The organism is Spiribacter sp. SSL99 (assembly GCF_009805925.1).
Taxonomy (GTDB): domain Bacteria; phylum Pseudomonadota; class Gammaproteobacteria; order Nitrococcales; family Nitrococcaceae; genus Spiribacter; species Spiribacter roseus.
Genome location: NZ_MAOM01000004.1, coordinates 20,781 through 47,151, shown reverse-complemented (window position 1 = coordinate 47,151; position 26,371 = coordinate 20,781). Strand labels below are relative to the sequence as shown.

Annotated in this window: 21 protein-coding genes; 18 read left to right on the top strand and 3 right to left on the bottom strand. The window is 60.4% G+C overall.

Annotated features, from left to right (window positions below):
- From BA899_RS01305 to BA899_RS01235, 15 genes are all read left to right on the top strand, one after another.
- Positions 1-221: integrase core domain-containing protein (locus tag BA899_RS01305; RefSeq protein ID WP_159299506.1), on the top strand; the 221-nt coding region annotated here is incomplete at its 5' end.
- 189 nt (positions 222-410) lie between these two features.
- Positions 411-2,165, top strand: coding sequence for an ABC transporter ATP-binding protein (locus tag BA899_RS01300; RefSeq protein WP_235013277.1), 1,755 nt, complete (start codon positions 411-413; stop codon positions 2,163-2,165).
- 3 nt (positions 2,166-2,168) lie between these two features.
- Positions 2,169-2,525: a glycosyltransferase gene (locus BA899_RS01295; RefSeq protein ID WP_159299504.1), complete on the top strand. Its 357-nt coding sequence runs from the start codon at positions 2,169-2,171 to the stop codon at positions 2,523-2,525.
- Positions 2,526-3,294: 769 nt separating this feature from the next.
- Positions 3,295-4,308: a glycosyltransferase family 2 protein gene (locus tag BA899_RS01290; protein ID WP_159299503.1), complete on the top strand. Its 1,014-nt coding sequence runs from the start codon at positions 3,295-3,297 to the stop codon at positions 4,306-4,308.
- Between the two features lie 176 nt (positions 4,309-4,484).
- Positions 4,485-5,852 (top strand): IS5 family transposase, encoded by a 1,368-nt coding sequence (locus BA899_RS01285; RefSeq protein WP_235013276.1) that lies wholly within the window; start codon positions 4,485-4,487, stop codon positions 5,850-5,852.
- Positions 5,853-5,897: 45 nt separating this feature from the next.
- Positions 5,898-7,049 carry a glycosyltransferase gene (locus BA899_RS01280; protein ID WP_159299502.1) on the top strand — a complete coding sequence of 384 codons (1,152 nt, stop codon included), beginning with the start codon at positions 5,898-5,900 and terminating at the stop codon, positions 7,047-7,049.
- A 60-nt stretch (positions 7,050-7,109) separates the two neighbouring features.
- Positions 7,110-8,252 (top strand): glycosyltransferase, encoded by a 1,143-nt coding sequence (locus BA899_RS01275; protein WP_370456294.1) that lies wholly within the window; start codon positions 7,110-7,112, stop codon positions 8,250-8,252.
- Between the two features lie 16 nt (positions 8,253-8,268).
- Positions 8,269-9,435 (top strand): glycosyltransferase, encoded by a 1,167-nt coding sequence (locus BA899_RS01270; protein WP_159299500.1) that lies wholly within the window; start codon positions 8,269-8,271, stop codon positions 9,433-9,435.
- A gap of 215 nt (positions 9,436-9,650) precedes the next feature.
- A complete protein-coding gene (gene rfbD / locus BA899_RS01265; protein WP_159299510.1) occupies positions 9,651-10,568 on the top strand; it encodes a dTDP-4-dehydrorhamnose reductase in 918 nt (305 codons plus the stop codon).
- Positions 10,565-11,107, top strand: a complete 543-nt coding sequence (gene rfbC / locus BA899_RS01260; protein ID WP_159299499.1) for a dTDP-4-dehydrorhamnose 3,5-epimerase — start codon at positions 10,565-10,567, stop codon at positions 11,105-11,107. The genes rfbD and rfbC overlap by 4 nt, the downstream gene beginning before the upstream one ends.
- 15 nt (positions 11,108-11,122) lie before the next feature.
- Complete coding sequence (gene rfbA / locus BA899_RS01255; RefSeq protein ID WP_159299498.1) at positions 11,123-12,007, top strand: glucose-1-phosphate thymidylyltransferase RfbA; 885 nt, start codon at positions 11,123-11,125, stop codon at positions 12,005-12,007.
- A complete protein-coding gene (locus tag BA899_RS01250; RefSeq protein ID WP_235013275.1) occupies positions 11,991-13,091 on the top strand; it encodes a glycosyltransferase family 4 protein in 1,101 nt (366 codons plus the stop codon). The genes rfbA and BA899_RS01250 overlap by 17 nt, the downstream gene beginning before the upstream one ends.
- Positions 13,092-13,104: 13 nt before the next feature.
- Positions 13,105-15,024 (top strand): asparagine synthase (glutamine-hydrolyzing), encoded by a 1,920-nt coding sequence (gene asnB, locus BA899_RS01245; protein ID WP_159299497.1) that lies wholly within the window; start codon positions 13,105-13,107, stop codon positions 15,022-15,024.
- A complete protein-coding gene (locus tag BA899_RS01240) occupies positions 15,017-16,192 on the top strand; it encodes a glycosyltransferase family 4 protein (RefSeq protein WP_159299496.1) in 1,176 nt (391 codons plus the stop codon). The genes asnB and BA899_RS01240 overlap by 8 nt, the downstream gene beginning before the upstream one ends.
- Positions 16,193-16,222: 30 nt before the next feature.
- Positions 16,223-17,539, top strand: coding sequence for a nucleotide sugar dehydrogenase (locus BA899_RS01235; protein WP_159299495.1), 1,317 nt, complete (start codon positions 16,223-16,225; stop codon positions 17,537-17,539).
- A 96-nt stretch (positions 17,540-17,635) separates the two neighbouring features.
- Here BA899_RS01235 and BA899_RS01230 read toward each other — a convergent pair whose 3' ends face one another.
- Genes BA899_RS01230 through BA899_RS01220 form a run of 3 tightly spaced genes read right to left on the bottom strand, consistent with a single transcriptional unit; the run spans position 17,636 to position 23,358 of the window.
- Complete coding sequence (locus tag BA899_RS01230; RefSeq protein ID WP_159299494.1) at positions 17,636-19,951, bottom strand: site-specific integrase; 2,316 nt, start codon at positions 19,949-19,951, stop codon at positions 17,636-17,638.
- A 1-nt stretch (position 19,952) separates the two neighbouring features.
- On the bottom strand, positions 19,953-22,355 hold the full coding sequence (locus BA899_RS01225) for a hypothetical protein (protein ID WP_159299493.1): 2,403 nt from the start codon (positions 22,353-22,355) through the stop codon (positions 19,953-19,955).
- The gene (locus tag BA899_RS01220) at positions 22,348-23,358 is read right to left on the bottom strand and encodes a hypothetical protein (protein ID WP_159299492.1); all 1,011 of its coding nucleotides are present in this window, start codon (positions 23,356-23,358) and stop codon (positions 22,348-22,350) included. The genes BA899_RS01225 and BA899_RS01220 overlap by 8 nt, the downstream gene beginning before the upstream one ends.
- Before the next feature lie 707 nt (positions 23,359-24,065).
- Between BA899_RS01220 and BA899_RS01215 the strand changes: the two genes are divergently transcribed.
- The 3 genes from BA899_RS01215 to BA899_RS01205 all read left to right on the top strand — a co-directional run bounded on the left by BA899_RS01215 (position 24,066) and on the right by BA899_RS01205 (position 26,343).
- Positions 24,066-24,824 (top strand): hypothetical protein, encoded by a 759-nt coding sequence (locus BA899_RS01215; protein ID WP_159299491.1) that lies wholly within the window; start codon positions 24,066-24,068, stop codon positions 24,822-24,824.
- Between the two features lie 13 nt (positions 24,825-24,837).
- A complete protein-coding gene (locus tag BA899_RS01210) occupies positions 24,838-26,010 on the top strand; it encodes a site-specific integrase (protein WP_159299490.1) in 1,173 nt (390 codons plus the stop codon).
- A 102-nt stretch (positions 26,011-26,112) separates the two neighbouring features.
- Positions 26,113-26,343 carry an antitoxin gene (locus BA899_RS01205; protein ID WP_235013274.1) on the top strand — a complete coding sequence of 77 codons (231 nt, stop codon included), beginning with the start codon at positions 26,113-26,115 and terminating at the stop codon, positions 26,341-26,343.
- The last annotated feature ends 28 nt before the right edge of the window (positions 26,344-26,371 follow it).

Sequence of the window (26,371 nt, the reverse complement as noted above, 5' to 3'; positions counted from 1 at the left end):
GCATGGATGGCCGTGGCCGGGCCCTCGACAATGTCTTCGTCGAGCGACTGTGGCGCACGCTGAAGTACGAGGACATCTACCTGCGGGCCTACGACAGCCCGACGGCCCTGGAGCGAGGGCTCGGCAGTTACATCGACTTCTACAATACAGAGCGGCCACATACCGCGCTTGATCAAAAAACCCCGGCTGAGGTCCACTGGGCTCATATGCCGGAAACTTAATGCCGATGGAGACGCCACCGGTCTTTACAACTTAACCGCTACCAGTGGTCCGAAGGATGGGGTCCACCTCACCAGTTAGGCCGCAGGTGCGGATCAGTGTCTATTGAGACAGCCTAATGTGCAGAGTTAATGCAATCCACTAACCCCTTCAAAGACCTCCCACATTACCTCCGCGTCTTCCAGTCCTACTTGGGCTCGCGGATATATCTGGCCTTTGGGCTGACGCTTTTCGCGGGACTCGCCGAGGGTTTCGGCATCCTTATGCTGCTGCCACTGCTGCGTGGGGTGGATGCCGGGGGCGGCGGTGCCAGTGAGCCGGCCACCGGCGTCGCTAAGGTAATGGAAGACATGCTCGGTGTGTTCGGCTGGGCGGATTCCACCATCGCGGTGTTGCTGGTAATCACCGTCGCGTTCCTGCTCAAGGGGGCGTTGCTTTTCGGCGCGAAGGGGTACATCGCCTACCTGCGCGGGCAATTGCTGCGCGAGCTGAAGGGCGAGCTCTTCGACTGCTATGCGCGGATGCGATACCGCTACTACGTCGAGCGGGATACCGGGCACTTCACCAATGTGATTAACCAGCAGACCAACGGGGCGCTGGGTGCCTTTGCGTCACTTACACAGTTTTTCACGCAGTTGATCAGCACGCTGGTGTATATCGCGCTTGCCTTTGTGGTGGCCTGGCGCTTCGGGCTAATGGCACTCGCCTTCGGCATTGGGCTGATGTGGCTGTTCCGGCGCCTGAACCAATACGTCCGCGATCTCTCTCGGCGCAAGGCGAAGGAGAGTGGTCACTTGGCGAAGCTGCTCATCCAGTTTTTGCATGCGTTCAAGTACCTGACCGCAACCGGGCAGGCGAAACCGCTGCGGGGACGGGTGACGCAGTCGGTGGGGCGGCTGACCGGGTATGAGATGCGCAGCGGCATCGCGCAGGCGTTTACTGGCGCCGTTCAGGAGCCCATTGCTGTGGTGTCGATCATGATCATTGTAATCATCCAGTTGGTGTTCCTGCAACAGCCACTTGCGCCGATTATGGTCTCCATCCTGCTGTTCTACCGCGGCATGAACGCGACGCTGATTATGCAGGGCACCTGGCAGGGCATGTTGAGCAAGATCGGGTCGCTTGAAATGGTGCGGGATGAGTTTGCGGATCAGGCCGAACACCGTGAGCCGGACGGACAGCGACCCGCACCGGACCTTGCCGAGGGCATCACGCTTCATCGCGTGTCGTTTGCCTACGATGATAGCTTAGGTGCAGTGATTGAGGACGTCTCGGTCAGTATCCCAGTGCGCACCTCTGTTGCGCTGGTCGGCGAGTCGGGTGCCGGCAAGTCCACCCTGGTGGATCTGATGACCCTGATGCTTAAGCCCCAGTTCGGCGAGGTTCGCGTGGACGGTATCCCCGGGTCAGAAATCGAGCTCGCGAGCTGGCGGAAGCAGATCGGCTATGTGAGCCAGGAAACGGTGGTGTTCGACGACACCATCGCCAACAATATCTGCATGTGGCAGGGCGACCCGCAGCGCGATGAGGCGCTGATGGAACGCATCCGCGAGGCGGCCCGTCGGGCTCACATCGCCCATCACATCGAGACCCTGCCGGGGGGCTATCAGACGGTGGTGGGTGACCGGGGCGTACGCCTCTCCGGCGGGCAGCGTCAGCGCCTGTTCATCGCTCGAGAGCTGTTCCGTCGGCCCAATTTGTTGATCCTTGACGAGGCGACTAGCGCCCTCGACACCGACTCCGAGCGCCATATCCAAGAGAGCATCGATGCGCTGAAGGGCGAGGTCACCGTCGTCATCATCGCGCACCGACTCTCGACCATTCGCAATGTGGACCATGTGTATGTGTTTGATCGTGGGCGGCTGGTGGAGGATGGAGCGTATGAGGCGTTGCGGGATGATGGGGAGTCGAGGTTCGGGCGGCTGGTGGCGGCGCAGGCGTTGTAGCGGTTGCGCTGGGCGCAGGAAGCGGGCGGAATTGCGGGTTCCGTTGAGATTTCACCCACGAGACAGGGTGGCGGCTTCAATTCCGCTCCCGGTGCATTGCTCGCCAAGGACTCCGTGAAGGGACAAAACGGTGATATGGAATCCTCCGCTACCTGTGCGGCGGAAGCGGCGGCGAGCTTAGTGGTAGTCACCATGACCAACCACAACGGTTTCCGCGATCGCATCGCCGGCGGCGATGTGGGCCTCCTCGTCGTTGAGAACGACATGGACGGTATTGCCGCGGAGATGCCCACCCTCCTGAACGATCCTGCGACGAGACAACGGGCCGCGCCGGTGGCGCACGCGTCGAGTCGCGCTTAACCCACGACTACACCACCGTCCGCCTGCGCGAGATCATGGAGCTGACATGCTTTGGTTGATTCGCCACGAGTGCATTATAGAAGTCTATGAGCACCGCTCCTTGAGCGCATGATACAGGATGGATCGAAAAATGAATTCAGGACTTTACGCGATGCGCTCCGCCGGCGGCTACCAGTGGGCTTCTTGATCATCACGCAGGGGTGCACCAGCTCGACACTGTCGACCAGCACACTTGACACGCACTCGGAGGTCGCGTGCCACGAAGAGATTCCTGGGGCGCTGCGGGCAATCCTCCGGCACTTCGTCGAGAACGTCGCGCGCGGCAGTAGAGCGAGCATCTTGAAATCAATATCACAACCTATCAACTGACGTCATGGAAGTAGGTGGGTGGTACGGGCGGCTGGCTCACGGGAGTGAGCTCGCGGCAATGCAAGGTCCTGTACCTGCGGCGGGAGCGCCTGTTGCACCACATGGCGTCAATCGAAATCGCCGAGGCGCGGGGATGTATCACCACCTGGACGCTACAACGACGGCGCGGCCTGACCGCATTACCCTACTGGTGGAGCGGCTGCATCATTATGTTGATTCACCGCGGCAGCATCTTACGCCGATCGCGTGACGCTTGCCGAGTTCGACCACTTGGAGCCTGTCTATGTGCCGCGTCTGGGACGCCCCGAGCGGCAGGAAGAGACTTTAGCGCGGATTCAAGACTTTCTCGGTGTAACATGGCCCAGCATGGGATACGCGGTGTCCCTGCACGACTGGCGACATGAAAGTCCCGGACTTTGCTTTCGAGACTGCGCTGACTATCCCCCCGAAGTTGCGCGGAACAATTGTGCATTCAAAAGCAGCCACCGCAAGCCCTTTAAAGCCAACTAGCAGCAACCTACCCTGCAAATCACACTTCTTAAGCAACCCGCTAAGGAAGCGACCAGTGCCATACGCATCTGTTATAATACCGACGTACCGCGACGAACAACGCTTGCAGAAGTGCATTTCCGCCCTCAAAGGACAGGAAGAATTCACAAATTTCGAGGTCATCGTTGTCAACAACGATTCATCGGACCTTAAAATAGCAATTCCCGATAGTAGATTTCGGGTCGTTGCCGAGAAAAAACCCGGAAGCTATGCAGCAAGGAACGCTGGAATAAAGGCTGCAAAAGGCAAGGTTTTTTGCTTTACCGATTCTGATTGTATCCCTTCTGTCGATTGGCTTCATCAAGGAATTAGTACTCTCGAATTAGAAGGGGTCGACCGAATTTCCGGCCGGGTGCAGATTTTTACGCAAAATTATCCATTAACGCCAACAGAATGCCATGAGAAAATATTTGCCTTCGATCAGATGCAAGGTCTCAGGCACGGACCACAAGTTACAGCAAATTTATTTGCTCGAAGGGAGGTCTTTGAAGACGCTGGGCTATTCAATGAAGAGCTGCTCTCTGGCGGCGATACAGAATGGAATATGAGAGCCGCTAGCAAGGGGTTTTCAATTTTGTATGCACCGCAGGCAATGGTGTGGCATCCTGCTCGGATTTCTTGGGCAGAGCTTTCTGGGCAGCACTTTCGAATTATTGGTGGATGCTTCTCTGCAAATAAAGCGTATTCGCTATCTCCAATTCGGTCTTACATGCCCCCAATGAATGCGGCAAAAATCATTCTTAGAGCGGGAGAGCCATTGAGAACAAAAGCACTTGCATTCTATGTTGAATACAAGCTAAAGATAGCAAGATATAACTACCTCCAAGATCTGCGATCAGGCAAAGCTAGACCTAAAAGAGTTTAATTTTCTTATCTTGTAACACGAGAGATTCGATTGCCGTATAGCCCCCTTAATTGGTCGGTCCTGAACAATTTTCAACCCCCTGATTGCGCTGCATAAATCGGCGATTTGCGCTCGCAGTGATTGCAAGAAACTGGGATAATATGGGCAGTTTCCTTGCAATATCGGATGGGTTTTTGATGGGCCATCGACCTTCGCCGAGTGACGAGCCATACAACCGCAGTGACGATCTGTTTCGAGCTCGCCTGGATCAGATCATCCGGTCGGATCATCCACTGGTCCGGCTTGCGGATGCGATGCCCTGGGACAGTATCGTTGAGCAGGTCGCCGACCTGCTGCCGCCGACGCCAGAGGGCGCGGGCCGCGCCTCACTGCCGGTTCGGATGATGGTGGGTCTGCTGTATCTCAAGTACGCCTACAACCTCTCCGATGATCAGGTCCTCGAGCGCTGGCTGGAGTCGCCGTACATGCAGTACTTCACCGGCGAGGTGTACTTCCAGCATGAGCTGCCATGTGATCCCTCATCGCTGACGCGTTGGCGTAACCGGTTGGACGAGGCCGGCGCAGAAGAACTGCTCGCTCAGACCATCGAGGCGGCGAAGACACTGAAGGCCATCCGGCCCCGCGAGCTGCGGGTGGTCTCCATCGACACCACGGTGCAGGAGAAGATCGTCGCGCATCCCACCGACAGCCGTTTGTTGGAGGTGGCCCGGTCAAAGCTTGCTGAGCGTGCGGCCGAGGCCGGCATCAACCTGCGCCAGAGCTACGCGCGTACAGGCCCGCGGCTCAACCGCCACGCCGGGCGCTATGCCCACGCCCGGCAGTACAAGCGCATGCGCCGGGTGATCAAACGCCAGCGCACCATCGTTGGACGGCTGCTGCGCGACATTGACCGCAAGGCCACCCCAGACCAGATGGCTCAGCTTGCCGAGACCATGCACCGCGCCCGGCGCCTGAAAGAGCAGAAGACGAAGAGCAAGATTAAGCTCTACGCCTTCCATGCTCCGGAGGTGGAATGCATCAGCAAGGGCAAGGCCCGCCAGCCCTATGAATTCGGCGTGAAGGCGAGCTTTGCCGTCACCGCTCATAAGGGCCTGATCGTTGGCGCCCGATCCTTCCCCGGTAACCCCTACGATGGCGACACCCTCGCTGAGCAGCTCGAGCAGACGGCCATCTTCACGGATACGCCGGTGAAAACCGACTTGGTCGGCTTGGGCTACCGCGGCCGGGAAGTTGACGGCATCCGCATCCTCCACCGCGGTAAGCCAAAGCGCATGAGCAAGGCGGAGAAGCGGCTGCTCAAGCGCCGCCAGGCGGTGGAGCCGAGCATCGGGCATCTAAAAGCAGACCACCGCATGCGCCGGAACTTCCTCAAAGGTGCCCTGGGTGATGCCATGAACCCGATCCTGGCCGCTGCCGGCTTCAACATCCGCTGGCTGATGCGGTGGATGGTGATTATTTGGTGCCGGATATTATCCGCCGTTCTGCGGCTACTGGATCAGGGTGAGACCGATGCCCATTCAAAAGTCATGCTAGCGGCCGCATAGCAGAATGTTAAGGGTCGACTAAAGGGTTTACCAAAAATTTTATGAGTGGAATTCCTTTTTGGAGTATTTTGTCCGGCCATGAGCGTTGATCAGAATACGGAAGCCAACCTTGTGGCGCATATTTCGACTTCACTGAATTTTGGTGGCGTTGAAAAACACATGGAAATACTTGCGCGGTCAACCCGCTATAGTGGCTGTGAACACTGTTTTTTTGCGATTGGAAGTGGCGGCTTAACTGCTACTCGCATTGAGGCCCTATCAAAGCGCGTGACCTGCCTGGGCCAGTCAACGAAGATTCCAAACATCATGGCAGTTTGGACTCTATTTCGTGTCCTTTCGCATATGAAGCCACATGTGGTGCACACTCATGGGGCCGAGGCTAATTTCCATGGTCTTATTGCAGCATGGCTCGCGGGCGTACCAATCCGCATAGGAGAAGAGGTTGGCATCCCGTCTCATAGTGCCAAAGGCCGCTGGGTTTTCCGTATGGTCTATCGGCTGGCGCACCGGGTGATCGGCATATCTGAGGCTGTGACAGGGTGGTTGGTTGACAACGACGAGGTGCCGGCCGACAAGGCTGTGAGGATTTATAATCCTGTGGACCTCACGTATAGCATAAAGGCGATACCCGGCGAGGTTCCTGGCCAGTTTCGGCTGGGATTCGTGGGTCGACTGGAACCGGTTAAAAATCCGGTTGTTCTACTGGAAGCCGTAGCGAAGCTTCGCTCAGCAAGCATACCGGCCGAAGTTTGGCTGGTCGGAGATGGTAGCCAACGCGAGATGCTTGCCGCTCTAGCGAAACAACTTCAGATTGAGCAGTATGTCTCCTTTCTTGGTTATCAGGAAAATCCCGCGCAATATATTTCTCAGTGCGATCTCTATGTGCAGCCTTCGATTTCAGAAGGGTTTGGCCTTGCGCTTGTAGAAGTAATGGCCTGTGAGGTCCCGGTGCTCGCCACGGCGGTGGGAGGAGCGCCCGAGATAATCGAACATGGCCGTACTGGATGGTTGCTCGAAGAGCCATCTATGGAAGAACTCGTGGTTATGCTTAAACAAGCTTGGAAAGATCGAACTCAGCTCGCGGCTCTCGGGAAAGCCGGCCGCGACGCGATTATCACCCGTTTTGAGCCGCGAATATATATGCGCGAGCTGGAGACCCTGTATGGGTCGATCTTAAAGTCTGTCCAAGAAAGATGAACCAGTTGTATAAGGGACATCTATGGCCTGAAATTTGCTTGGCAAGCTGGCTCGATTATTGTGACTAAAAGGCGACAGAGAGTGCCCAACCAGAAAGTACGAATTCTACACACACTCGGCTGGGTAACAGGGGGTGGAGTCGAGCGATGTCGTGTTATGCTTGCTAAGGGTCTTAGGTCGGAACAATACGAACATTCTCTCATTTGCCAAAAGGCGGATGGCCCAGTTCATGAGATTTTACGAGATGCGGGTTGGAGCATTAATGAGATAGGAGTTGCGCCCAGTATTCTGAGTCGAATGTGGCACGCTCGTGCTCACTCCATTGCGCGGGCGTTCCAACCACACATCGTGCATGGGGCGGTATACGAAGGTGAGGCGCTGGCCTGTGGCATCGGGCTCCGCATGCCAACCGTCAAGGTCATCATGGAAGAGACCTCTGACCCCGTGAATCGCCGGTGGACTGGCAATGCCCTTATGCGGGCTATGTGCTTGCGAGCTGATGCCTGCATTGGTGTTTCGCCGAAAGTCGTCGATTATCTTCATAACACATTACGCATTCCTGAGCGCAAGGTTCGGCTTATCAACAATGCGGTGTCAGAGATGCCAGACCCATCTGAGCAACGGCTTGCGGAATTGCGAAATATGCTGGGGATTGATACGAATGATATAATTATCGGCAGCGTGGGGCGGGTTTTTGATAGTCATAAGCGTTTTAGTGATCTTATTCGCGCGCTAGTCTGTATACGATTCGACCAGCCAAAAGCACGGTTGCTCATTATCGGGGATGGGCCTGATCGCGTTATGCTGCAGAAATTGGCTGTAGAGTTGGGTCTGACCGATGCAATCATTTTTGCAGGTTATCAGGGTGAGCCACGTGATTTGTATCATTTGATGGACGTCTTTGTGCTTGCCTCTGCCCACGAAGCTTTTGGACTGGTTTTGGTGGAAGCGATGTTATCGGGTGTGCCCGTGGTTGCTACCGAGGTGGGCGGCATTCCTTTTGTACTGGATCATGGTAAGGCGGGAATTCTGGTTCCGTCACTTCAACCCAGGGAAATCGCAGATGCCGTCTTATTCCTACTGATGGATCATGAAGCGGCTCAATCATACCGGTCTGCAGGACTCGAGAGAGCTCGATCTGCTTTTTCGGAGGATCGTTACATTAAGGATATTGCCGATCTTTATGCTGAAGCACTTCGATAAAAAGTCTATATCGTAAATGTCCAACTGCCTGTTTATCACTTGGGACGGTCCGCAAACCAGCTATCTAGAAGCTTTATTTCTCCCCATCTTCGAAAGGCTTGGTGTGCATGGGCATCGGATTCATGTCCTTCAATTCACATGGGATGAAGCGGACCGTCTTGCGGGTATCAAAAATATCTCTGAGGTAGTGGACGTACCATATCGGGCGGTACCTGTATGGCGAAGAGCAGGGACCGCCGGTCCTTTTGCCTCTGCTGTTTTAGGGCAAAGACACATCTGGCGCGCAGTGCGCGATTGGAATATAAATACGTTGATGCCCAGGAGCCTGATGCCAGCGTTGGCGGTTCTTGCAATGGGGCCCCGTAGCGGATTGAAGTTAGTGTTTGATGCGGATGGGTTTGCTGTAGATGAACGTGTGGACTTCGGAGGGCTGTCCTCGAAGAGTCCTACTTATAGGGTCTTGCGCGCAGTTGAAGCGCACACCGTGCGGGTGGCTGATCGTGTCCTTGTCCGCACACCTCGTGCCATCGACATACTTTGTGAACGCTCGAAAACTGACAGAGGGAAGTTTCACGTCGTCGGTAACGGCCGAGACCCCACTGCCTTCCTCGGCAGTTCGCCCCGGCGAACCGATAACGAGTTCCGCCTTTGCTATGCTGGGTCGCTTGGTGCACAGTACCGGCCCGACCAGATGATCGAGCTGGCCCAGTGTCTGCGTACACATATTCCCAATTTGGTGTTTCGTATCTTTACCGGCGACGAGACTAATCTTGACATCGTCTTGGATAAGTCAGGAGTCTCTGACCGCAGTTGGATCGAGGTTTCTCGATTACCTGCACAGGAGATGCCAGCCGCATTGATGCAATGCGATCTAGCACTGGCGTTGCGACAGCCGTCCTTTTCGACCCAAGGCGTTGCTCCAATCAAGATCGGAGAGTACGTGTTGGCTGGCCTTCCAGTAATCGGCACAGAGAGCGTAGGTCCGGTTGAGCCGCTAATTGAGGCGGGCGTGATGTTCCCTTTGAAAAACGACGTTTCGCAAGTCTGGCCATGGGTACGTGATAATGTCATTCCGAATCGGCTTGCACTTCGCAGACGTGCACAGGAATTGGGCCTGGCTCACTTTTCTTTGAAGGCGTCGGTAGATAGCTATCTGGCCGCTTTGGACATAGATACATCATGAGGCCGATACAACCTATTGAGAGATCACACCTAGAAAAGTTCTGAATAGTTCGGTTAATCGGGATAATCATAGGAATTGGTACATGTCAGATATGGGTCATAGAACGCGATCTACATGAGAAATATGACAGAATATTAAATAATGATTTTGAATGGATATTTGATTTTTTTCACTTCCTCGTTCGTGGCAAATTGCAAATCGAATTGCCGCTGTTTATGAAAATCCTCCTGCTCGGAAGTAACGGCCAAGTGGGCTGGGCACTGCAGCGGTCTCTGGCACCGTTAGGCAGCGTCACTGCAGCAACTCGAACGGGCGACGATAGGTTTTCCGGCGATCTCGAGAAGCCGCGTGAAATGATGCAGACCATTCGTCGTCTGGCGCCGGATGTCATCGTCAACGCGGCGGCGTACACGGCGGTCGACCAAGCCGAGACCGACGCGTCCAGAGCGCGCACAGTCAATGCGGAGGCGGTAGCAATGCTCGCCCGCGAGGCCTTTTTGATGGGTGCATGGTTCATTCACTATTCCACTGACTACGTCTTTAATGGCGGCGGGGTGCAACCGTGGCATGAGGAAGATGTGCCCTCCCCACTCAATGTCTATGGGCATACCAAGCTGGACGGTGAGCGTGCGATCTTGGATAGCGGCTGCCGGCATCTAACATTTCGCACCAGTTGGGTGTACTCAGCGCTGGGCAATAATTTCATTCGTACGATGTTGCGCTTGGCAGCAGAACGCGAAACCCTCCAGGTTATTAACGATCAACATGGCGCGCCGACCGGGGCGTCACTCATCGCTGATGTCACTGCGCATGCCCTGAAGCAGGTTATAAGGCAGCCCAAGATCGGCGGGCTGTACCATTTGGCCGCGGCTGGGGAAACCACATGGTATGGCTACGCTCACCGGGTCATCGAACGGGCCCGTCAGGCCGACTGGCCAGTCAGGGTCAATCGCGACAACCTCACACCGGTAAGCACCGACGCATTCCCGACGAAGGCGCAGCGTCCTCACAACTCCAGGCTGGATTGCTCCCGCCTTGAGCAGGCCTTCGGATTGCAGATGCCACCATGGGAGCAGGGTGTGGACCATGCGCTCGCGGAAATCCTGGCGTGCGAAATGCGGACATCAGTATGAATGTCACCCCAACCACCATCCCGGATGTCCTGCTCATCGAGCCTGCCGTCTTTGGCGATGAGCGCGGTTTTTTCATGGAGACCTGGCAGCGGCAGCGGTTTGCCGAGATCGGCATCGATCACGACTTCGTACAGGACAACTACAGCCGGTCGGCCTATGGCACGCTGCGAGGACTGCACTATCAGATCCAGCAACCACAGGGAAAGCTGGTCTGGGTGACCTCGGGTGAGGTGTTCGATGTAGCCGTTGATATCCGCAGGCACTCGGCGACATTCGGTCAATGGGTGGGGGAAACCCTGACGGCCGATAACAAACACATGCTCTGGATCCCCCCAGGTTTTGCGCATGGGTTCTGTGTCACCAGTGACTCAGCGGATTTCCAGTATAAATGTACCGACTACTACGCTCCGGCCCATGAACGAGCCATCCGCTGGGACGACCCCGCGCTGGGCATCGACTGGCCGCTGACGGGCGCCCCGATCGTTTCTGACAAGGATCAGCGAGCGGATACTTTCCACACGGCCGAACACTTCTCCTAGGGCGGAATACTGGCGATGAGCGAACGCAAAGGCATTATCCTTGCGGGTGGCAGCGGCACGCGCCTCTATCCCGTGACCCTCCCGGTCTCGAAACAGTTGTTGCCTGTTTTCGACAAGCCGATGGTTTACTACCCGCTTTGCACGCTGATGATGGCGGGGATCAGGGAGATTCTGGTGATCTCGACGCCAGAAGACACGCCGCTTTTCAAGCGCCTGCTGGGCGATGGCAGCCAATGGGGTTTGGATCTGCAGTATGCGGTACAGGAAGAGCCTAACGGCCTCGCCGAGGCGTTCCTGATTGGAGAGCGGTTTATCGACGGCAACCCAAGCGCGCTGGTCCTCGGTGACAACATTTTCCATGGCCATGACCTGCGCCTGCTGCTTGCTGAGGCGGCGGCACAGCGTGAGGGTGCGACGGTATTTGCGTATCCGGTGACGGATCCGGCTCGGTACGGCGTGGTGGGGTTTGATGAATCCGGTCGCGCGACCAGCCTGGAGGAAAAGCCGTCCCAGCCAAGATCGCGCTATGCCGTGACCGGCCTGTACTTCTATGACGCGCAGGTGGTTGATATTGCTAAAGGGGTTCGCCCGTCGGCCCGTGGCGAGCTCGAGATCACTGACGTGAACCATGCCTACCTCGACCAGGGTGCCCTCAACGTCGAGGTCATGGGCCGCGGCATGGCCTGGCTGGATACCGGCACCCATGAGTCGCTGATTGAGGCGGCCACTTTCATCGAGACCGTCGAAAAGCGCCAGGGCCTTAAAGTCTGCTCGCCGGAGGAGACGGCCTATCGAATGGGCTTTATCGATGCGGAGAGCGTTCGCGAACTGGCGGCGCCGCTTGCGAAGACCGGCTATGGGCAGTATCTGCTGCAGTTGCTGGATGAGCGAGTCTTTTGATTGGTGTGGCGTTAATTGGATGAAGGTGCTCATCCTCTCGCGCTATGGCCGCAAGGGTGCGTCCAGCCGGCTCCGCATGATGCAGTATGTGCCCGGGCTGGAGGCCAGCGGGTGCGAGGTTAGCGTTGAGCACCTGTTCGGCGATCAATATCTGGAAGCGCTCTACATGGGCCAACGCGCTAACGGTGACATCTTTTCGGCTTATCGACGTCGGATCCGGAGTCTGATGAAGGCAAAAGACGCGGATGTCATTTGGCTCGAGAAAGAGGCCCTACCCTGGGTTCCGGCGGCAATCGAGCATGGGCTATTCCCCCGTGATGCCCCGTTAGTCGTTGATTATGACGATGCCGTGTTCCATCGCTATGACCGGCATAGATCTGCGGTTGTTCGAGCGATCTTAGGCGGGAAGATCGGGCAGGTCATGGCCCGTGCCGACCTGGTCATCGCAGGCAATCACTACCTACGGGACTACGCGCTTCGCGCGGGGGCCGACCGTGTTGAGGTTGTGCCAACGGTGGTTGACGCGGATGCCTATGCGCCGACAGCAAAACGGGATAGTGACAGGACGGTCACCATCGGTTGGGTCGGCACACCGGGCACATGGCAGGATTGCGTTATGCCGTTTCTGCCGGACATAAAGGCTGCCCTGTCCGGACTTGACGCCCGTCTCATGGCAGTGGGTGCCGGGCCTTTAGCCGATCAACTCCCCGACTTAACGATCCGAGCATGGTCAGAGGATCGGGAGGTAGCTGATATCCAGGCAATGGACATCGGGATTATGCCACTGCCGGACACCCCCTGGATGCGTGGGAAATGTGGCTACAAATTGATTCAGTATATGGCCTGCGGACTCCCGGTGGTCGCTTCACCGGTGGGCGTGAACCGGGAGATCGTTGATCACGGCGTGAATGGCTTTCTCGCAGATACGCCTTTGGAGTGGGCCGAGGCCTTGAGCACGTTGGTGACTGACGATGCCCTCCGGCAGCGCATGGGTGGTCAGGCTCGAGCGCTGGTGGAACGCCAATATAGCCTCCGCGTACAAGGACCCCATATCGCTGAGCTTCTGAGGTCGGCCTGCGCATAATGGACTCCTCTTAATGTGCGGTATCGCCGGCGCCTGGGGTGGTCGCACCCACAACGCCGACGCCATCCAGCGGATGACGGCGTGCCTCCACAGCCGCGGCCCGGATGCCGATGGCCAGTGGCACGACCCCGAGGACAACCTCTCGCTCGGCCACCGGCGTCTCGCCATCATCGATCTCTCGCCCGCGGGTCACCAACCCATGCACTCGCCCTGCCGGCGGTATGTGTTGATCTATAACGGCGAGATCTACAACCACCGCGCGCTGCGGGCGGATCTTGAGGCCGAAGGGGGGGGCTTTGACTGGCAGGGCCACTCGGACACTGAGACCCTATTGGCTGGCCTGCGCCACTGGGGCATCGAGGGTGCGCTCGAACGGGTGAACGGCATGTTCGCCTTCGCGCTGTACGATCGGCAGCGTCGCCGCCTCACCCTCGCCCGTGATCGCATGGGCGAAAAACCGCTCTATTACGGCCATGCGGACGGCACTTTCCTTTTTGGATCCGAGCTAAAGGCACTCGCCGCCCACCCGGAGTGGGTGGGGGCGATCGATCGTGGCGCGTTGGCGGCGTTCATGCGTGATGGCAATGTGCCGGCTCCGCGTTGCATCTATCAGGGCATTCGCAAACTGCCACCGGCGCACTATGTGGTGATCAGCGATGGCGGCCAGAGGATCAGCGAGCCGGTCTGCTATTGGGATCTGCCAGCCATCGCGGCCAATGGCCCGGATGAATCCTGGGGCGCCGACGCGGTCATTGATCAACTCGATGACCGCCTGCGGGACGCCGTGGGCCTGCGCATGGAGGCCGACGTGCCACTGGGGGCGTTCCTCTCCGGCGGCTATGACTCCTCGGCGGTGGTGGCGCAAATGCAGGCGCAGCGCATGCAACCGGTGCGCACCTTTTCCATCGGCTTTACTGAATCCGGCTTTAACGAGGCCGAGCATGCAGCCGCCGTCGCCAGGCACCTGGGCACGGAGCACACCGAGCTCTACGTCACCCCGGATGAGACGATGGGAGTCATCCCCAGCCTGCCCGCGATCTACGACGAGCCCTTCGCGGATTCTTCGCAGATCCCCACCTATCTGGTGAGCCGACTTGCCCGATCGCAGGTCACGGTCAGCCTCTCCGGCGATGGGGGCGATGAGCTTTTCGCTGGCTATAACCGTCATGTCATGGGGCCGCGGCTCTGGAATCGCCTCCGGCGGCTGCCGCGGCCCATGCGCCAGGCCGTCGCAGCCTCGCTGACGCTCGCGCTGCGATCGCGGCGTCTCACCGCATCAAGCCGCATTCCGCTGCTCGGTGAAAAACTCGAAAAGCTCCGCGATGCGCTGGGCGCGGCGGATGGCATGGATTTCTACCACCGCCTGCGGGCCATCTGGCCAGCGCCGGCGACACAGTTAGTGTGTGGGGCGAGCGAGGCCGGGCTCGCCAGCGGTGATGCCCATGACTCAATCAACGGGCTTAATCTGCGCGAGCAGATGATCCTGGCGGACATGCAGAACTATCTGCCCGATGACATCCTGACCAAGGTCGATCGCGCCAGCATGGCGGTAAGCCTCGAGGCCCGGGTACCGATGCTTGATCATCGGTTGGTGGAATTCGCCTGGTCGGTTCCCGATCGGTTCAAGGTGCGCGACGGCGAGGGCAAGTGGCTGCTCCGGCAGATGCTCTATCGCTATGTGCCGAAATCGCTCCTGGATCGGCCCAAGGCCGGTTTTGCCGTGCCACTGGGTGACTGGCTTCGCGGGCCCCTGCGGGACTGGGCGGAAGCGCTGTTGGACGAGGAACGCATCCGTCGTGAGGCGTTTCTGGATGCGGCTATGGTGCGCCGCTGCTGGAATGACCACCTCGCGGGGCGCTCCCACGGGCATGCGCAGATCTGGCATGTGCTGATGTTTCAGGCCTGGCTCGAGGAGAATTCAGTCGGTGGCTGAACCCAGCACCGGCCAGCGCCTCCTGCTCTTCGCCAATACCGATTGGTATCTCTATAACTTCCGTGGCTCGCTGGCCCTCGCGTTGCAGCAGGCGGGGCATGAGGTGCTGTTGCTCTCGCCACCTGGGCCGGACGGTAAGCGGCTGCAGGCGCTCGGCCTGCGCTGGATGCCGGCGCCCATGCAGCGGCTTAGTCTGAACCCGCTGCGCGAACTGCGGCTGCTGATCTGGCTGATTCGGCTGATCCGACGCGAGCAGATCGGTCTGGTGCATGGGTTCACCATCAAATGCGCGGTGTATGGCGCACTCGCCGCCCGGCTCGCCGGTAACCGGCCCCGGGTGGGCGCCGTGGCGGGGATGGGCTATGTATTCATCAACCCGTCTCTGAAGGCGCGCTTTCTACGGCCCTTGGTTCGATGGGTGCTGCGCGCGGCGCTGGGGGGGCGGAGCGGCCGCCTGATCCTGCAAAACGGGGATGATGTGGGGGTGTTCGAGCAGGCGCGCTTGATTAATCCGGATCACATCCGGCTGATCAAGGGCTCCGGGGTGGATCTGGCGCGGTTTACTCCGCGTCGCGAACCCTTGGCGTCGCCGCCCTTCCGGGTGGTCCTGCCCGCTCGGCTGCTCTGGGACAAAGGGGTGAGCGAGCTGGTTGAGGCATCGCGGCAGTTGAAGGCCCGCGGGCTGTCGGTGGAGGTATTGTTCGCCGGCGAGCCCGATGCCGGCAACCCCGCGGCCGTGCCCGAAGACGCTATCCGCCGTTGGCAGGCAGAAGGGCTTATTCAGTGGCTCGGCAAGGTCGACGACATGCCGACTCTGTTCCAGTCGGTGCATGCAGTGGTGCTCCCAAGCTATCGGGAGGGCCTGCCCAAAAGCCTCATCGAGGCGGCCGGATGCGCCCTGCCGGTGGTGACCACCGATGTCCCCGGCTGTCGTGAAGTGGTCACCGACGAAGTCGATGGCTTGCTTGTGCCGGTGCGGGACGCGGCGGCGCTCGCCGAGGCCATCGAGCGACTCGTGCGCGATCCCGCGTTGTGCAAGCGGCTGGGTGATGCGGCAAGGCGAAAGGCCCAGGCCGAGTTCGATGAGCGGATCGTCATTGAGCGGACGATGGCGGTTTATGATGAGCTCATACCTCCCGCCGGGGGCGGTCTGGCGAAAGAATCCTAAGAAGAGCCCCCACAACGGAACCCATGATCTATGAACTCACTCACTAACCCGCATATAGCCGTTATCGGCCTTGGCTATGTCGGTCTGCCGCTGGCGGCGGCCTTCGCAGAGGCCTATGCCGTCACCGGCTTTGATATTGATCCACGGCGTATTGGTGAGCTCGAGGCAGGCCGCGATCGGACCGAGGAGCTGAGTGCCGAGGAAATGGCAACCGCCGCTGCCCACGGCATCCGCTACACCAGTGATCCCGAGGCCCTGCGCGACTGCGATGTCTTTGTCGTCACCGTGCCTACCCCCATTGACGAACATCGCCGCCCGGATCTGACGCCGCTGCTGAAGGCCAGTGAGACGGTGGGGCTGGCTATCCAGCCCGGGGCTGTGGTCATCTATGAATCCACCGTCTACCCCGGTGCCACCGAGGAAGACTGCATCCCGGTCATAGAACGGGTTTCGGGCCTCACCTATGGCGAGGACTTCTCCGCCGGCTACAGCCCGGAGCGTATTAACCCCGGCGACAAGGCCCATCGGGTGACCGACATCGTCAAGGTCACCAGCGGTTCATCGCCCGAAGTCGCCGACTTCGTCGATGCCCTCTACGCCCGGGTCATCACTGCCGGCACGCACAATGCCCCGAGCATCGCCGTCGCCGAGGCCGCCAAGGTCATCGAAAACACCCAGCGTGATGTGAACATTGCGCTCGTCAACGAACTGGCCATGCTCTTTAACCGCTTGGATTTGGATACCGAAGCCGTGCTCGAGGCCGCAGGGACCAAGTGGAACTTCCTGCCCTTCCGCCCGGGGCTGGTGGGCGGTCACTGTATTGGCGTCGATCCCTACTACCTCACGCACAAGGCCCAGGCCGTGGGCCATCACCCGGAGATGATCTTGGCCGGCCGGCGCCTCAATGACGGCATGGGCGCCCATGTGGCGCATGAAGTGGTGAAAGGCCTGATCCAGCGTGGTGTCTGCATCCCCGAGGCACGCATCCTCGTGCTCGGCCTCGCCTTCAAGGAAGATACCCCGGACCTGCGCAACACCCGCGTCATCGACATCGTCCGCGAGCTCCAGGACTACGGGGCGACGGCCATGGTTCATGACCCGGTGGTGGATGCCGAAGAGGCGCAGGAAGAGTTTGGGTTGGAGTTGGTACCGGCCGAGGCATTGACGCAACGGGCCGTGGCCACCGCCACCGATGCCACCGGCTACGACGCCGCCATCCTCGCCGTCGCCCACCGCCCGTTCGCGGAGGCGGGGGCGGAGGGCATCCGCCATTGGCTCAAGCCGGAAGGGTACCTGTACGACGTCAAATACGCCTTTCCGGCCAATGCCGTGGATGGGCGGTTGTAACCTCCGCGCTCACAAGCCGCACGATCTCCAAAAGGGCTGGCAGCCTCGGTTGCCGGCCCTTTTGCGTTTCTGGGCGGCCGCTTTTGATCACCCACCTCATTTCCGCCGCCCGCCATATGCCCGGTCGAGGACATCGGCATGGACCCAGTGCATGAGATGGTTGTAGGTGATGAGCGTGGTGGCAAGGTCTCGATGACCGAGCAGCTTGCTCAGATGCAGCCAGTCGTTCTGGCCGTTGTCCGGCGACTCCGGCCGCTCGCCATCAATCGCCTCGCTAAGGGCATCGAGCGACTCATCGGCAAACAGCCAATCATCTTCCCACGGGAGCTTAGAGGCGAATGTCGGTACGCGCATGGCATGCAGCCGCAACAACGTCCAGGACGCGAAGCTGTGGCGGAGCAGATGAAAGTCAAACCCCGGTCCGAAAACCGTCTGCATCTCGCCGAGGAGCGGCGAGATGAACGCTTTCCACTCGTAGCCCATCTTCTCGCCGGCTGGGCCGAATAGCGGGATCGTCTGCGGGAGCTCGCCATCGAACTCCGCCCCGCGGGCATCAGCCCAGGCCTTGATGTATTCCTGCACGTGCGGCGGTGCCGTTGCATGCAGCGGGATCTTTCGCCGCGCCGCGGCCGTCTTGCCGCGCTGGATATGAACGTAGAGCTCCCCGGGGTGACATTCGATGTCCCAGACGGTGAGTCGAAGCACGTCCTTGGATCTTAATCCCGCGCAGAACCCAAGGCCCAGCGCCGGGCGCGCCTGCAGGGTCATTCGCTCGTCACCGTCAAACACTAACCGATCCCAGGCAAGGCCGAACTCGAAAGGCTTCAGGATACCGGTCCGGGTCGCGGAGTGTCCGGCGGCGGTGGCCTGCGGTAGCGACTCGACCTCGGTGAGCACCTCCAGGCGTTGGCAATAGCGCAGGAACCCGAGCCAGGTCTGTTTGAAGTAAGCAATGGTGGAGCGATCCCAGTCGTTATTCGCCATCTGGCTGGCAAGCACCTCCTGGACCGTTTCATCGTCCCAGTCGCGTATCTCCAGCGTTTCTTCCATCAAGAAGAGTTCGAACCGGAAAATCCGGTACATATAGGTGCGCACCGTCGAGAGCTTGTTGCCCTTCTCGAGCTCGGAGTAGAGCCAGCCGATCGCCATGACGGCGAGGTTGAGCCGACCGGGTGTGGTCTGCTTCGCGTTCGTCATTAGCCGATCGCGCCGCGCTTCCAGCTTCTTAAGCCCATTCTTCGTGATCTTCTCTTTGCGCTGACCTTTATATTGCTCGGCCTCCCGCAGGAAGGCGCGGATAAAGCGAAGGCGTGTACTGGCGAAATCCGGTGAGACGCTCGTCGGTTCGCTATTCGCTCCGGTCTCGTCGGGGTCGTCGATCGACTGTGGCCAGGCGATGGCGGGAGGCGGCTCATCGCTATCCGTTGCGGCGCGCTGCGCCCGATGGCTCGGGCGTTTGAATAGGAGCTTCATCGCCTCGGGCGGCATCGAGGCGGGCAGCGGATAGTCGCGGAAGGGCTCGATCCAGGCGGCCGGAATGCCAAAACGCATCGGCAGGCGGCGGGCATTCTGGGCAAACTGCTGCCAGGTATTGACGGGCCCGAAGATGGCCTCGGGACAGTCGCGACGGAAATCCGCGAGAAAACGCGTGAACACCCGCTCGAGCCCGTCGCGGACTTCATTCATGGCGGCCTTCACTGTCTTGGCATCCGGCAGCTTATCGCCCTCGGGTGTGAGCAGTGCACCGAGGACGCTTGGGTAGAGGGTCTGATCATCCCGGGGGGCTCCCCGCGTGCGCCGTGGCATGCACGCCCGGCATTGCGCGGGCAAGGGCAGGTGATAGCGGCTCTTCCCCCAATCCGTCGGGTCGACCGGGATGGCGAGGGTGGCCTCCTCGATCCGATCCGCAGGGGTGACCCGAGAGAGCGTGCCAAGCACCACACGCGGGCCAAGGCCGATGCGGCTCACCAACCGCATGGCTAGGCCGAGGCAGCGGGCCTCGTCATCGGAGTTGGCCTTGAGCCAGTCAGAAAGATACCGCGCCATGCCCGCCGCGGTGATCTCGCGCTCGGCCACCCGCGCGCTGGTGGCCACGCTCTTCGGCCGCGGAACCTTGGTGGGCGTTGGCGGCAGCACGCAGAGGTAGTCGCCGGTCTCGTTCGCGGCGAGCAGAACGTCATAGAGCCGGCGCCGGCGCGCCTCGGCGGAGTGGGTGTTCCCGAGCCGCCCCAGACGGCGGCGAAGCCGCTTTTCCAGGACCTTCAGGACATCGCCATCGATGCTCCCGTAGCGGAACAGTGCTGCGATGACCGCGTAGATGTAGGGCCGGTAGAGCGGCCACTTCTTCTCGCTGAAGTACTGCGGGGCGGTGTCGTGCAGCCGCTGGTGGATACCATTTTTTCGGTTACTCATCTTAGTTCACGGCCAGGGTGAGGGGGTTGCAGGTATAGCGCCTGGCGATCGCCTCAAGCGCTTTCACGAGACCATCGAGGTCGTAGGTGGCCAGGCTGCTCGGGGCATGGAGGCCTCGGCCCAGCCGATCATGACCGAGAAAGGTGTCGACCTGCGCGGGGCTGAGGGTCTCGAGCAGGGCGTTTTTCACCGAATGCCGGGTCGCGTTATTCGCGGGCCGGCGGTCATGGATGTGGTGCGCCTCAAGCACCGCGCTGAGATCCGCGCTGCGGAGTGGCTCGATGCGCACACCACCGGTGCTCATCTCGATAAAATGCGCCGGGAGGAGCCGCTGATCCCGACCGCGCGGGTCCTCGACCGCAATATCCAGCTCCGCGAGAATCGTCTGGATGGTGCCGATGAGGGCCTGATGGGCGGATAGCACCGCCTCGAGCGTTGGCGTATAGGGCAAGAGGCGACGCTCGCGATAACGCGCCGAGGCTTTGTCATCGAGATAGATCACGGCGTGACGGTTCGAGACCGTCCCACGGGGGATCAGGGTCGCGAGCCCTTTTTTGTCCATCGGCCGGCTGCCAGTGAGCAGCATCCAGTTGAGCGCGGCGTGGGCGGCCTGTAGATCCATGAGATGGCACAGACGGGCCCGCGTCGTCACCCGATCGACGCCGCGCAGGCGCGAGCGCTTGACGTCACGGAGCAGCCGGCGCGCCTTGAGCTCGATGTCCTGGAGCAGCCCGGCAAATTCAGTCGGCTCAATGACCCGCGCGCTGCCGATGACGTGATGGGCGGAGCTTTCCTCGGGCACGGACAGGCCATCGAGCCACGGGTCGATCGCCTCGGCATGGGCCGGGTCCGCCTTGGCTTTCTGGGCCTCGCCTTCGAGGTAGGGCGCGATCGCCTCCCGCAGTTCATCGGCGGGCAGGCGCTGGTAGGCGCCCTGCGCTGAGTACCCCACCGAGAGCTCGCCTGAGATCATGCGGGTGAGCGTCGGGTCATTGAGGGTCTGCTCGAGGCCAAGCTCGGCGCTCGCGCGCAGGCGCGACATCGTCGGGGTTGTGCCGCCGGCCATGCGAAAGGCGTAGTCAAGCCGCCCGTTGATCTGCTCGGTCAGCCCGTCAAACGGCTGCGGCTTGCCAAGGGCATTGTGCCGGAGCTGCTCGGCGATGCGATGCGGGAGATCGATCACGACCTCGCGATTAGGCGCGCCGTTTGCATCCTCACTCGGCCCATCGAGCAGTTGATAGCGGAGCGCACGCCCATCGAACCAGGGGGCCGCCGCCTCATCGGAGTGCGGTGAGCCATTGCGCATCCGCTCAAGGCGCGAGGGCTGCATGGCCGTTGAGAGCACCAGCCAGGCGAAGATGAACTGCAGCGGGCGATCGGCGAGGTGCGCGAGGGTCTCGCGGATCGCGCCTTTGCTCAGCCGATGTTCGTCGGCGACGGAGGCGAGCGCATCCGTCGGCGCCATCCGGGCCCTTCGCTGCATCAACACCCGCCGATCGCTCGTGCTCAGAAACGAGGGCTTGGAGGGCTCGAAGAAGGCGGGCGTCCCGTCCTCATCAAACACGGTTCGATGCGTATGCTTGACGCCGGTCTGGCCACCGGCGAGCACGTCGTCCATGGCGCGGCCCGTGTCGATGTCCGGCTTAGGCGCGCGTTCCATATTGATGGTCCCGCCATTGGGGCGGTCGTAGTCACCCCGGCGGAGTTTTTTGGCCACCCGCGCTTCGCTCGCCGTGCGCTTTCTGACTTGGGTGTCAGGAACCGGGGGTGCCTCGCTGGCCGCTCCGGCCGTCCGCTGGGTCACCACATTGACGCCCGCGGCGCGACGCCGCTCAACAAAGCCCTTCAAGACGTTATGACACTGCGTGGCACGCTCGCTGCGAGCGCTCGGGTGCTTGAGCGTCTCGGCGTGGAGCTGAAGGGTGATCGCGGCGGGGTCCTTGCCGTCCAGCGCGCCGTCGTCGGCCTCCAGTACAGCACCTAGCTCCTCAACCACCGCCTCGAGACAGCGGCGAATACAAAGCGCCTGCTCGTAGTACAGCCGGGTATTCGCGCCACGTGGATCGGCGAAGAAATCCCCCATAATGCGGCGCGCGGCGCGGTCGCCCGCATGATCGATCCGCCCGAAGGTCTTGTGGAGCGCGGCGAAGAGCGGGTAGCGGGTGTAGTAGGCCCTCGGCTTTTCGCCTTCCAGTGTGGCCTGGCAGATGGTGTCCGGGATGCGGATGCCGAACTCATCCTGAATGGCCCGCGCAAAGCAGACCGACTGCTGGTAAGGCGGGATCATGAGCTGGTTGATCGCCGCTTCCATCGCCGACCGGTCCCTGGCGCTCAGGCCCTCAAGAGAGGGCTTCCACTGGGTCTGAAGGCCTGATGTTGTCCAGGCGTTGTTGTTATCACTCATCACGCATCCTCCGGTGACGCCACTTGAGGGGGTTCAAGAGCCTCCGTCCGCGCGTGGGTCCGGAATGGTTCAGCTCGGTGGACTCGGTAGGCTCGGTCGGATCGGGCGGTTCCTTCGGCTCCGTCGGCGCGGCATCGGGGCGCGCTTCGTCATCCCCCGGGTCCCTCGAGTGCTCATCACCGCCGGTCCCGGCCGCATCGCTGTGGGCGACTTCGTCATTAGGTGAGGTCTTGTCCGGTGGCTCATCATCGGGCACCGGGTCTGCGGGCTCGATGGTTTCGCCCGCCGAGGCCGCCGAAACCGGTGCCTCGGCGCTGGCGTCCGGGGTCTGCGTCGTGTTGAGGGAATGCGCGGCGGCAACGTATTCAGTTGGCTCGTATTTGTCGTCACTGGGGGCGTGGAGCGGGGCGGGGCTTACCGTGCTCACGGCGTGCCGGGGCGGCAGCTCCTTCCGATACCGGCGGACCGAGTCCTCGCTGACTTTCCCGTGGAAGAGCCTGCTCATCTGTCCGGCGCTCAACTGAGCGGACGGCGTGTGAAAGATATGCTCGGAGAACAAGCGCTCAGTGCCCGGGTCGGCCTGGAATTGATCGACAAGCGGTCGCCAGGGATAGTCGCTGAAAGGCAGGATCCGGTATTCGATATCGCCGAAGTAAGACAGAAGAATGAGCTCCTGGTCGTGCGTGATATCGTTGTTGTCGACGATGTAGGCCCTGATCAGGGCACCCGGGTTTTGCGCCATCGCGGGTGGCAGTCCGCTCCAGCGCGCGTCAAAGCCCTGCATCGACTCATAGTTCAGGAGCTCGTACGTCCCACCCCGATGGAGGAAGACCGGGGCGACGGAGAGCTCGATGATCCCGTCGTCCGGCTCGCTCGGCCCGCCCGATTCCCAATGGGCGAGCACGCTCCCTGGCTCAACGCCCGCGACGCGCGCAGGGATCAGGGTCGAGCTGTAGGTCTGGAAGTGGGGCAGATAAGTTTTACAAATCGTGAGTAAGGCCATCGGTCGAGTACCGTGTCGCTTCGATCATGAGTACAAGTTTGGGGGTTTTTTCAGAGAGGTGGGGGCCTCTAATTGGGCAAAATGAGTAATGACTGGGGGTGTGAATTTGGGAACGTTTATGATAGGTACGATCCGCTTGATCAATCGCGCATAGAGGACGCAGCTTTTGGGGTCGAGGTAATCTGATCAGTGAGGTGCCGATATTCTTTTCCACCGCCTCATCGGCTTTTGCTCTAGCGCATCCTCAACGTCCGATAGAGTGTGAACGTCGGGGGTCCGATAAGCCGGATAGTTCGGTCGCCCAAAACGCGGCCACCGCCTTGGTGGGACCAAGGGTGTAACCCGGTGATACCCAGGGTATGACTCGCGGTGTGACCTCCAGGGTGGAGTCCGTCGGGGAGATCTGGCTGCTCAGCTCAATCGTCCAAATGTGTTGGCATCTAGATCGATTTTGGTCGTCGCGAGAATTTGAAATACCCGGCCTATGCCGTTAAAAAGAACCAGCGCACCTCGCAGCAACGCACGCGTTACGATTGGCTCGCGACGAGACAAATCGAGTGAGTAATCACGGGGGCATGAGGGACTCGTGTTATCAGCTCGTCTGGCCACTTTCTTGGTCCCTAAAGAGAGCTCATGCCCCCCCTTTGCGTGCGGAGATAATGTGATATCCATGGGGTGAATGTCAGCAACAGAAGGACACATTCACCATGATGTACCGGCGCAATAGCCAAGCCGATTGGATTGTCGTTTATAACGCCTGCGGCCTCGAAGATCTCGCGCTCCCATGGGAGCTTTTCATAGAATCGCCCCTCGCCATCCTGCGCGGGCTCGATCTGCTCGATGTGCTCGATACGATCGAAGCCGGTGAGCGGCCAAATCGCGTCGAGCCCGCCACCCCCGAGTGGTGGGATGCCGTCTATGATGTCTGCCCGTTCTCGGAGATGGGTATCACACGGAGGGCGTTCAAAATCCGCCCTTGGGAGCTCTTGCTGCGCCACGGCTTCGAGAACGCGCCCCGCTGGATCGATCGCGGCCCGGGTAGCAAGAGACGATTGGTGGGCTCAGGGAGCGCGAGTGCCATGCGCTCGATAGCAGATTCGCTTGAACGACGCGGCGGAGACAGGTCGACCGCCGCGGGCGGATCTCGCCGATCATCGCACCGCTCGTTGCGCTGCGGCCTCGTCCACCGGATCACCGATGGGCTCGCGGTCATCGTCGATGCCTTTTATCCGCTGGCGCTGACCACCGAAGGCCGGTGGCGGGTCGACCGCGAGCGAATCGCCGCCACGGGTGATCGTTACCGCATGCGGCTTTTGTTCCTGTCCCTGATTAACGCGCTTGGCTATGTGATGGTCTATGAAATGGGTGAGTCCCTGATATCCGAGGTGGCGATGCTTGCCCTCGTGGGGATCACGACCGCTGGCATGGTCCGGCTCGGGGCGGTCGAAGCGTCGGTGGAAGACTGAGGGGGCGGCGAAGATGGCGACATTTGTTGTAAGACCCAACGGCATCCTCCAGTACGACCTCTTCCTCCACGGCCGGCGGTTTCGCGAGGGCACGGGCCTGCGGAATACCCCGGAAAACCGCCGGGTGATCCGCCGGAACGTCAAGCGCATCAACGCCGAGCTCGAGACCGGGACGTTCGACTACGGGGCGTGGTTTCCCGAAAGCCTCAAGAAGGATGAGGCGATGCGCTGGATTCATGACCGGGATCCGCGTGAGCCGGCGAGCAGCTTCACCCGCTACGCCCGGCAGTGGTGGGCGCTGCACCGGGAGGGGTGGAAGCCGAGTTACGCAAAGCGCATCGAGCAGGTGATCGAGCGCTACCCAATCCCGGCGTTTGGTGAGCAACCGGTGCGCCAGATCGACGAGCGCGCGATTCTCGCTTTTAGGGAGTCGCTCGCCGCCGAGACGGAGACCGATGGCACCCGGGCGATCAGCAACACCCGAATCAATACCATCATGTCGCCGCTCTCCGGGATCCTGCAGTTCGCCGAGCGTGAGCTTGGGATCAATAACCCGATGCGGCATGTTCGGACCCTTCGCGAGGAGCGCCCGGACGTCCAGCCCCTGACCGCCGAGGAGGTCTGGGCCTTTCTGGATGCCGTCGACCCGGCCTTTCGGCTTTACTTCGAGGTGCGCTTCCACACCGGGCTTCGCACCGGCGAGATCAACGGGCTGAAGGTGAAACACGTCGATGTCGAGCGTGCTCGGCTGCGCATTCGCGAGGCGGTGGTGGATGGCATGCAGACGAGCCTCAAACGGGCCACCGCCCGGCGCGACGTGGCAGTGTCATTGGCCTTGGCCGAGGCGCTCGCCGCGCATATCGCCGGTCGTGACCCCGATGAGTATGTATTCCCGGACGAGGATGGCCGGGCGCTTGATCCCTCCAAGGTCTCGCGCCGGGTCTGGCATCCGACGCTAAAGGCCCTCGGCCTGCGGCCGCGGCGGGTCTACGAGACTCGGCACACCGCAGCCGTCCTGCATCTCGCCGCTGGGGAGAACCCGATTTTTATCTCCCGGCTACTTGGGCACAGCTCCGGCGAGCTGCTGTTCCGCCGCTACGCGCCGTTCGTCCCCAACGCTGTGGGGGGCGACGGGGCGGCGTTCGAGGGGATGATGGCGCGGGTGCGGGCGAGGCGGGCGGCGTGACCTCCGAAGTCAGCGCTCTGAGCCCGCACACAAACCTACATTTGTGGTACCTTTTTCAGTGGCGATCGATTGGGGAGCCCTATGGTCTCCTTGAGGATTGATATGACGAATCAGGAACACCAAGCCCTCAAAGCGATGGCTGCCCTTGAGGGAAAGACGATCAAGCAGTTCACGCTGGAGCGACTTTTCTCAGTGGACAGTTCCGGTCCTGAGGCGCTGGAGCCGATTAAAGCGCTGCTGGCTGAGCGTGTTGCACAGGCGCAGCGGGGTGAGTTGGCCGATGGTAGCGTGATGGAGATTGCGGAACGCGCTGCTCAGTCTTCGGGCAATTGACATCCTCCTCGCCCTAAAGGACGAGGAT

What these genes read in the sequence shown, in the direction of transcription:
- BA899_RS01290 (WP_159299503.1), top strand. Translation starts at nt 3,295, where the DNA reads ATGAAAGTCCCGGACTTTGCTTTCGAGACTGCGCTGACTATCCCCCCG.
- BA899_RS01285 (WP_235013276.1), top strand. Translation starts at nt 4,485, where the DNA reads ATGGGCCATCGACCTTCGCCGAGTGACGAGCCATACAACCGCAGTGAC.
- BA899_RS01270 (WP_159299500.1), top strand. Translation starts at nt 8,269, where the DNA reads ATGTCCAACTGCCTGTTTATCACTTGGGACGGTCCGCAAACCAGCTAT.
- rfbD (WP_159299510.1), top strand. Translation starts at nt 9,651, where the DNA reads ATGAAAATCCTCCTGCTCGGAAGTAACGGCCAAGTGGGCTGGGCACTG.
- rfbC (WP_159299499.1), top strand. Translation starts at nt 10,565, where the DNA reads ATGAATGTCACCCCAACCACCATCCCGGATGTCCTGCTCATCGAGCCT.
- rfbA (WP_159299498.1), top strand. Translation starts at nt 11,123, where the DNA reads ATGAGCGAACGCAAAGGCATTATCCTTGCGGGTGGCAGCGGCACGCGC.
- BA899_RS01250 (WP_235013275.1), top strand. Translation starts at nt 11,991, where the DNA reads ATGAGCGAGTCTTTTGATTGGTGTGGCGTTAATTGGATGAAGGTGCTC.
- asnB (WP_159299497.1), top strand. Translation starts at nt 13,105, where the DNA reads ATGTGCGGTATCGCCGGCGCCTGGGGTGGTCGCACCCACAACGCCGAC.
- BA899_RS01235 (WP_159299495.1), top strand. Translation starts at nt 16,223, where the DNA reads ATGAACTCACTCACTAACCCGCATATAGCCGTTATCGGCCTTGGCTAT.
- BA899_RS01230 (WP_159299494.1), bottom strand. Translation starts at nt 19,951, where the DNA reads ATGAGTAACCGAAAAAATGGTATCCACCAGCGGCTGCACGACACCGCC.
- BA899_RS01225 (WP_159299493.1), bottom strand. Translation starts at nt 22,355, where the DNA reads ATGAGTGATAACAACAACGCCTGGACAACATCAGGCCTTCAGACCCAG.
- BA899_RS01220 (WP_159299492.1), bottom strand. Translation starts at nt 23,358, where the DNA reads ATGGCCTTACTCACGATTTGTAAAACTTATCTGCCCCACTTCCAGACC.
- BA899_RS01215 (WP_159299491.1), top strand. Translation starts at nt 24,066, where the DNA reads ATGATGTACCGGCGCAATAGCCAAGCCGATTGGATTGTCGTTTATAAC.
- BA899_RS01210 (WP_159299490.1), top strand. Translation starts at nt 24,838, where the DNA reads ATGGCGACATTTGTTGTAAGACCCAACGGCATCCTCCAGTACGACCTC.
- BA899_RS01205 (WP_235013274.1), top strand. Translation starts at nt 26,113, where the DNA reads ATGACGAATCAGGAACACCAAGCCCTCAAAGCGATGGCTGCCCTTGAG.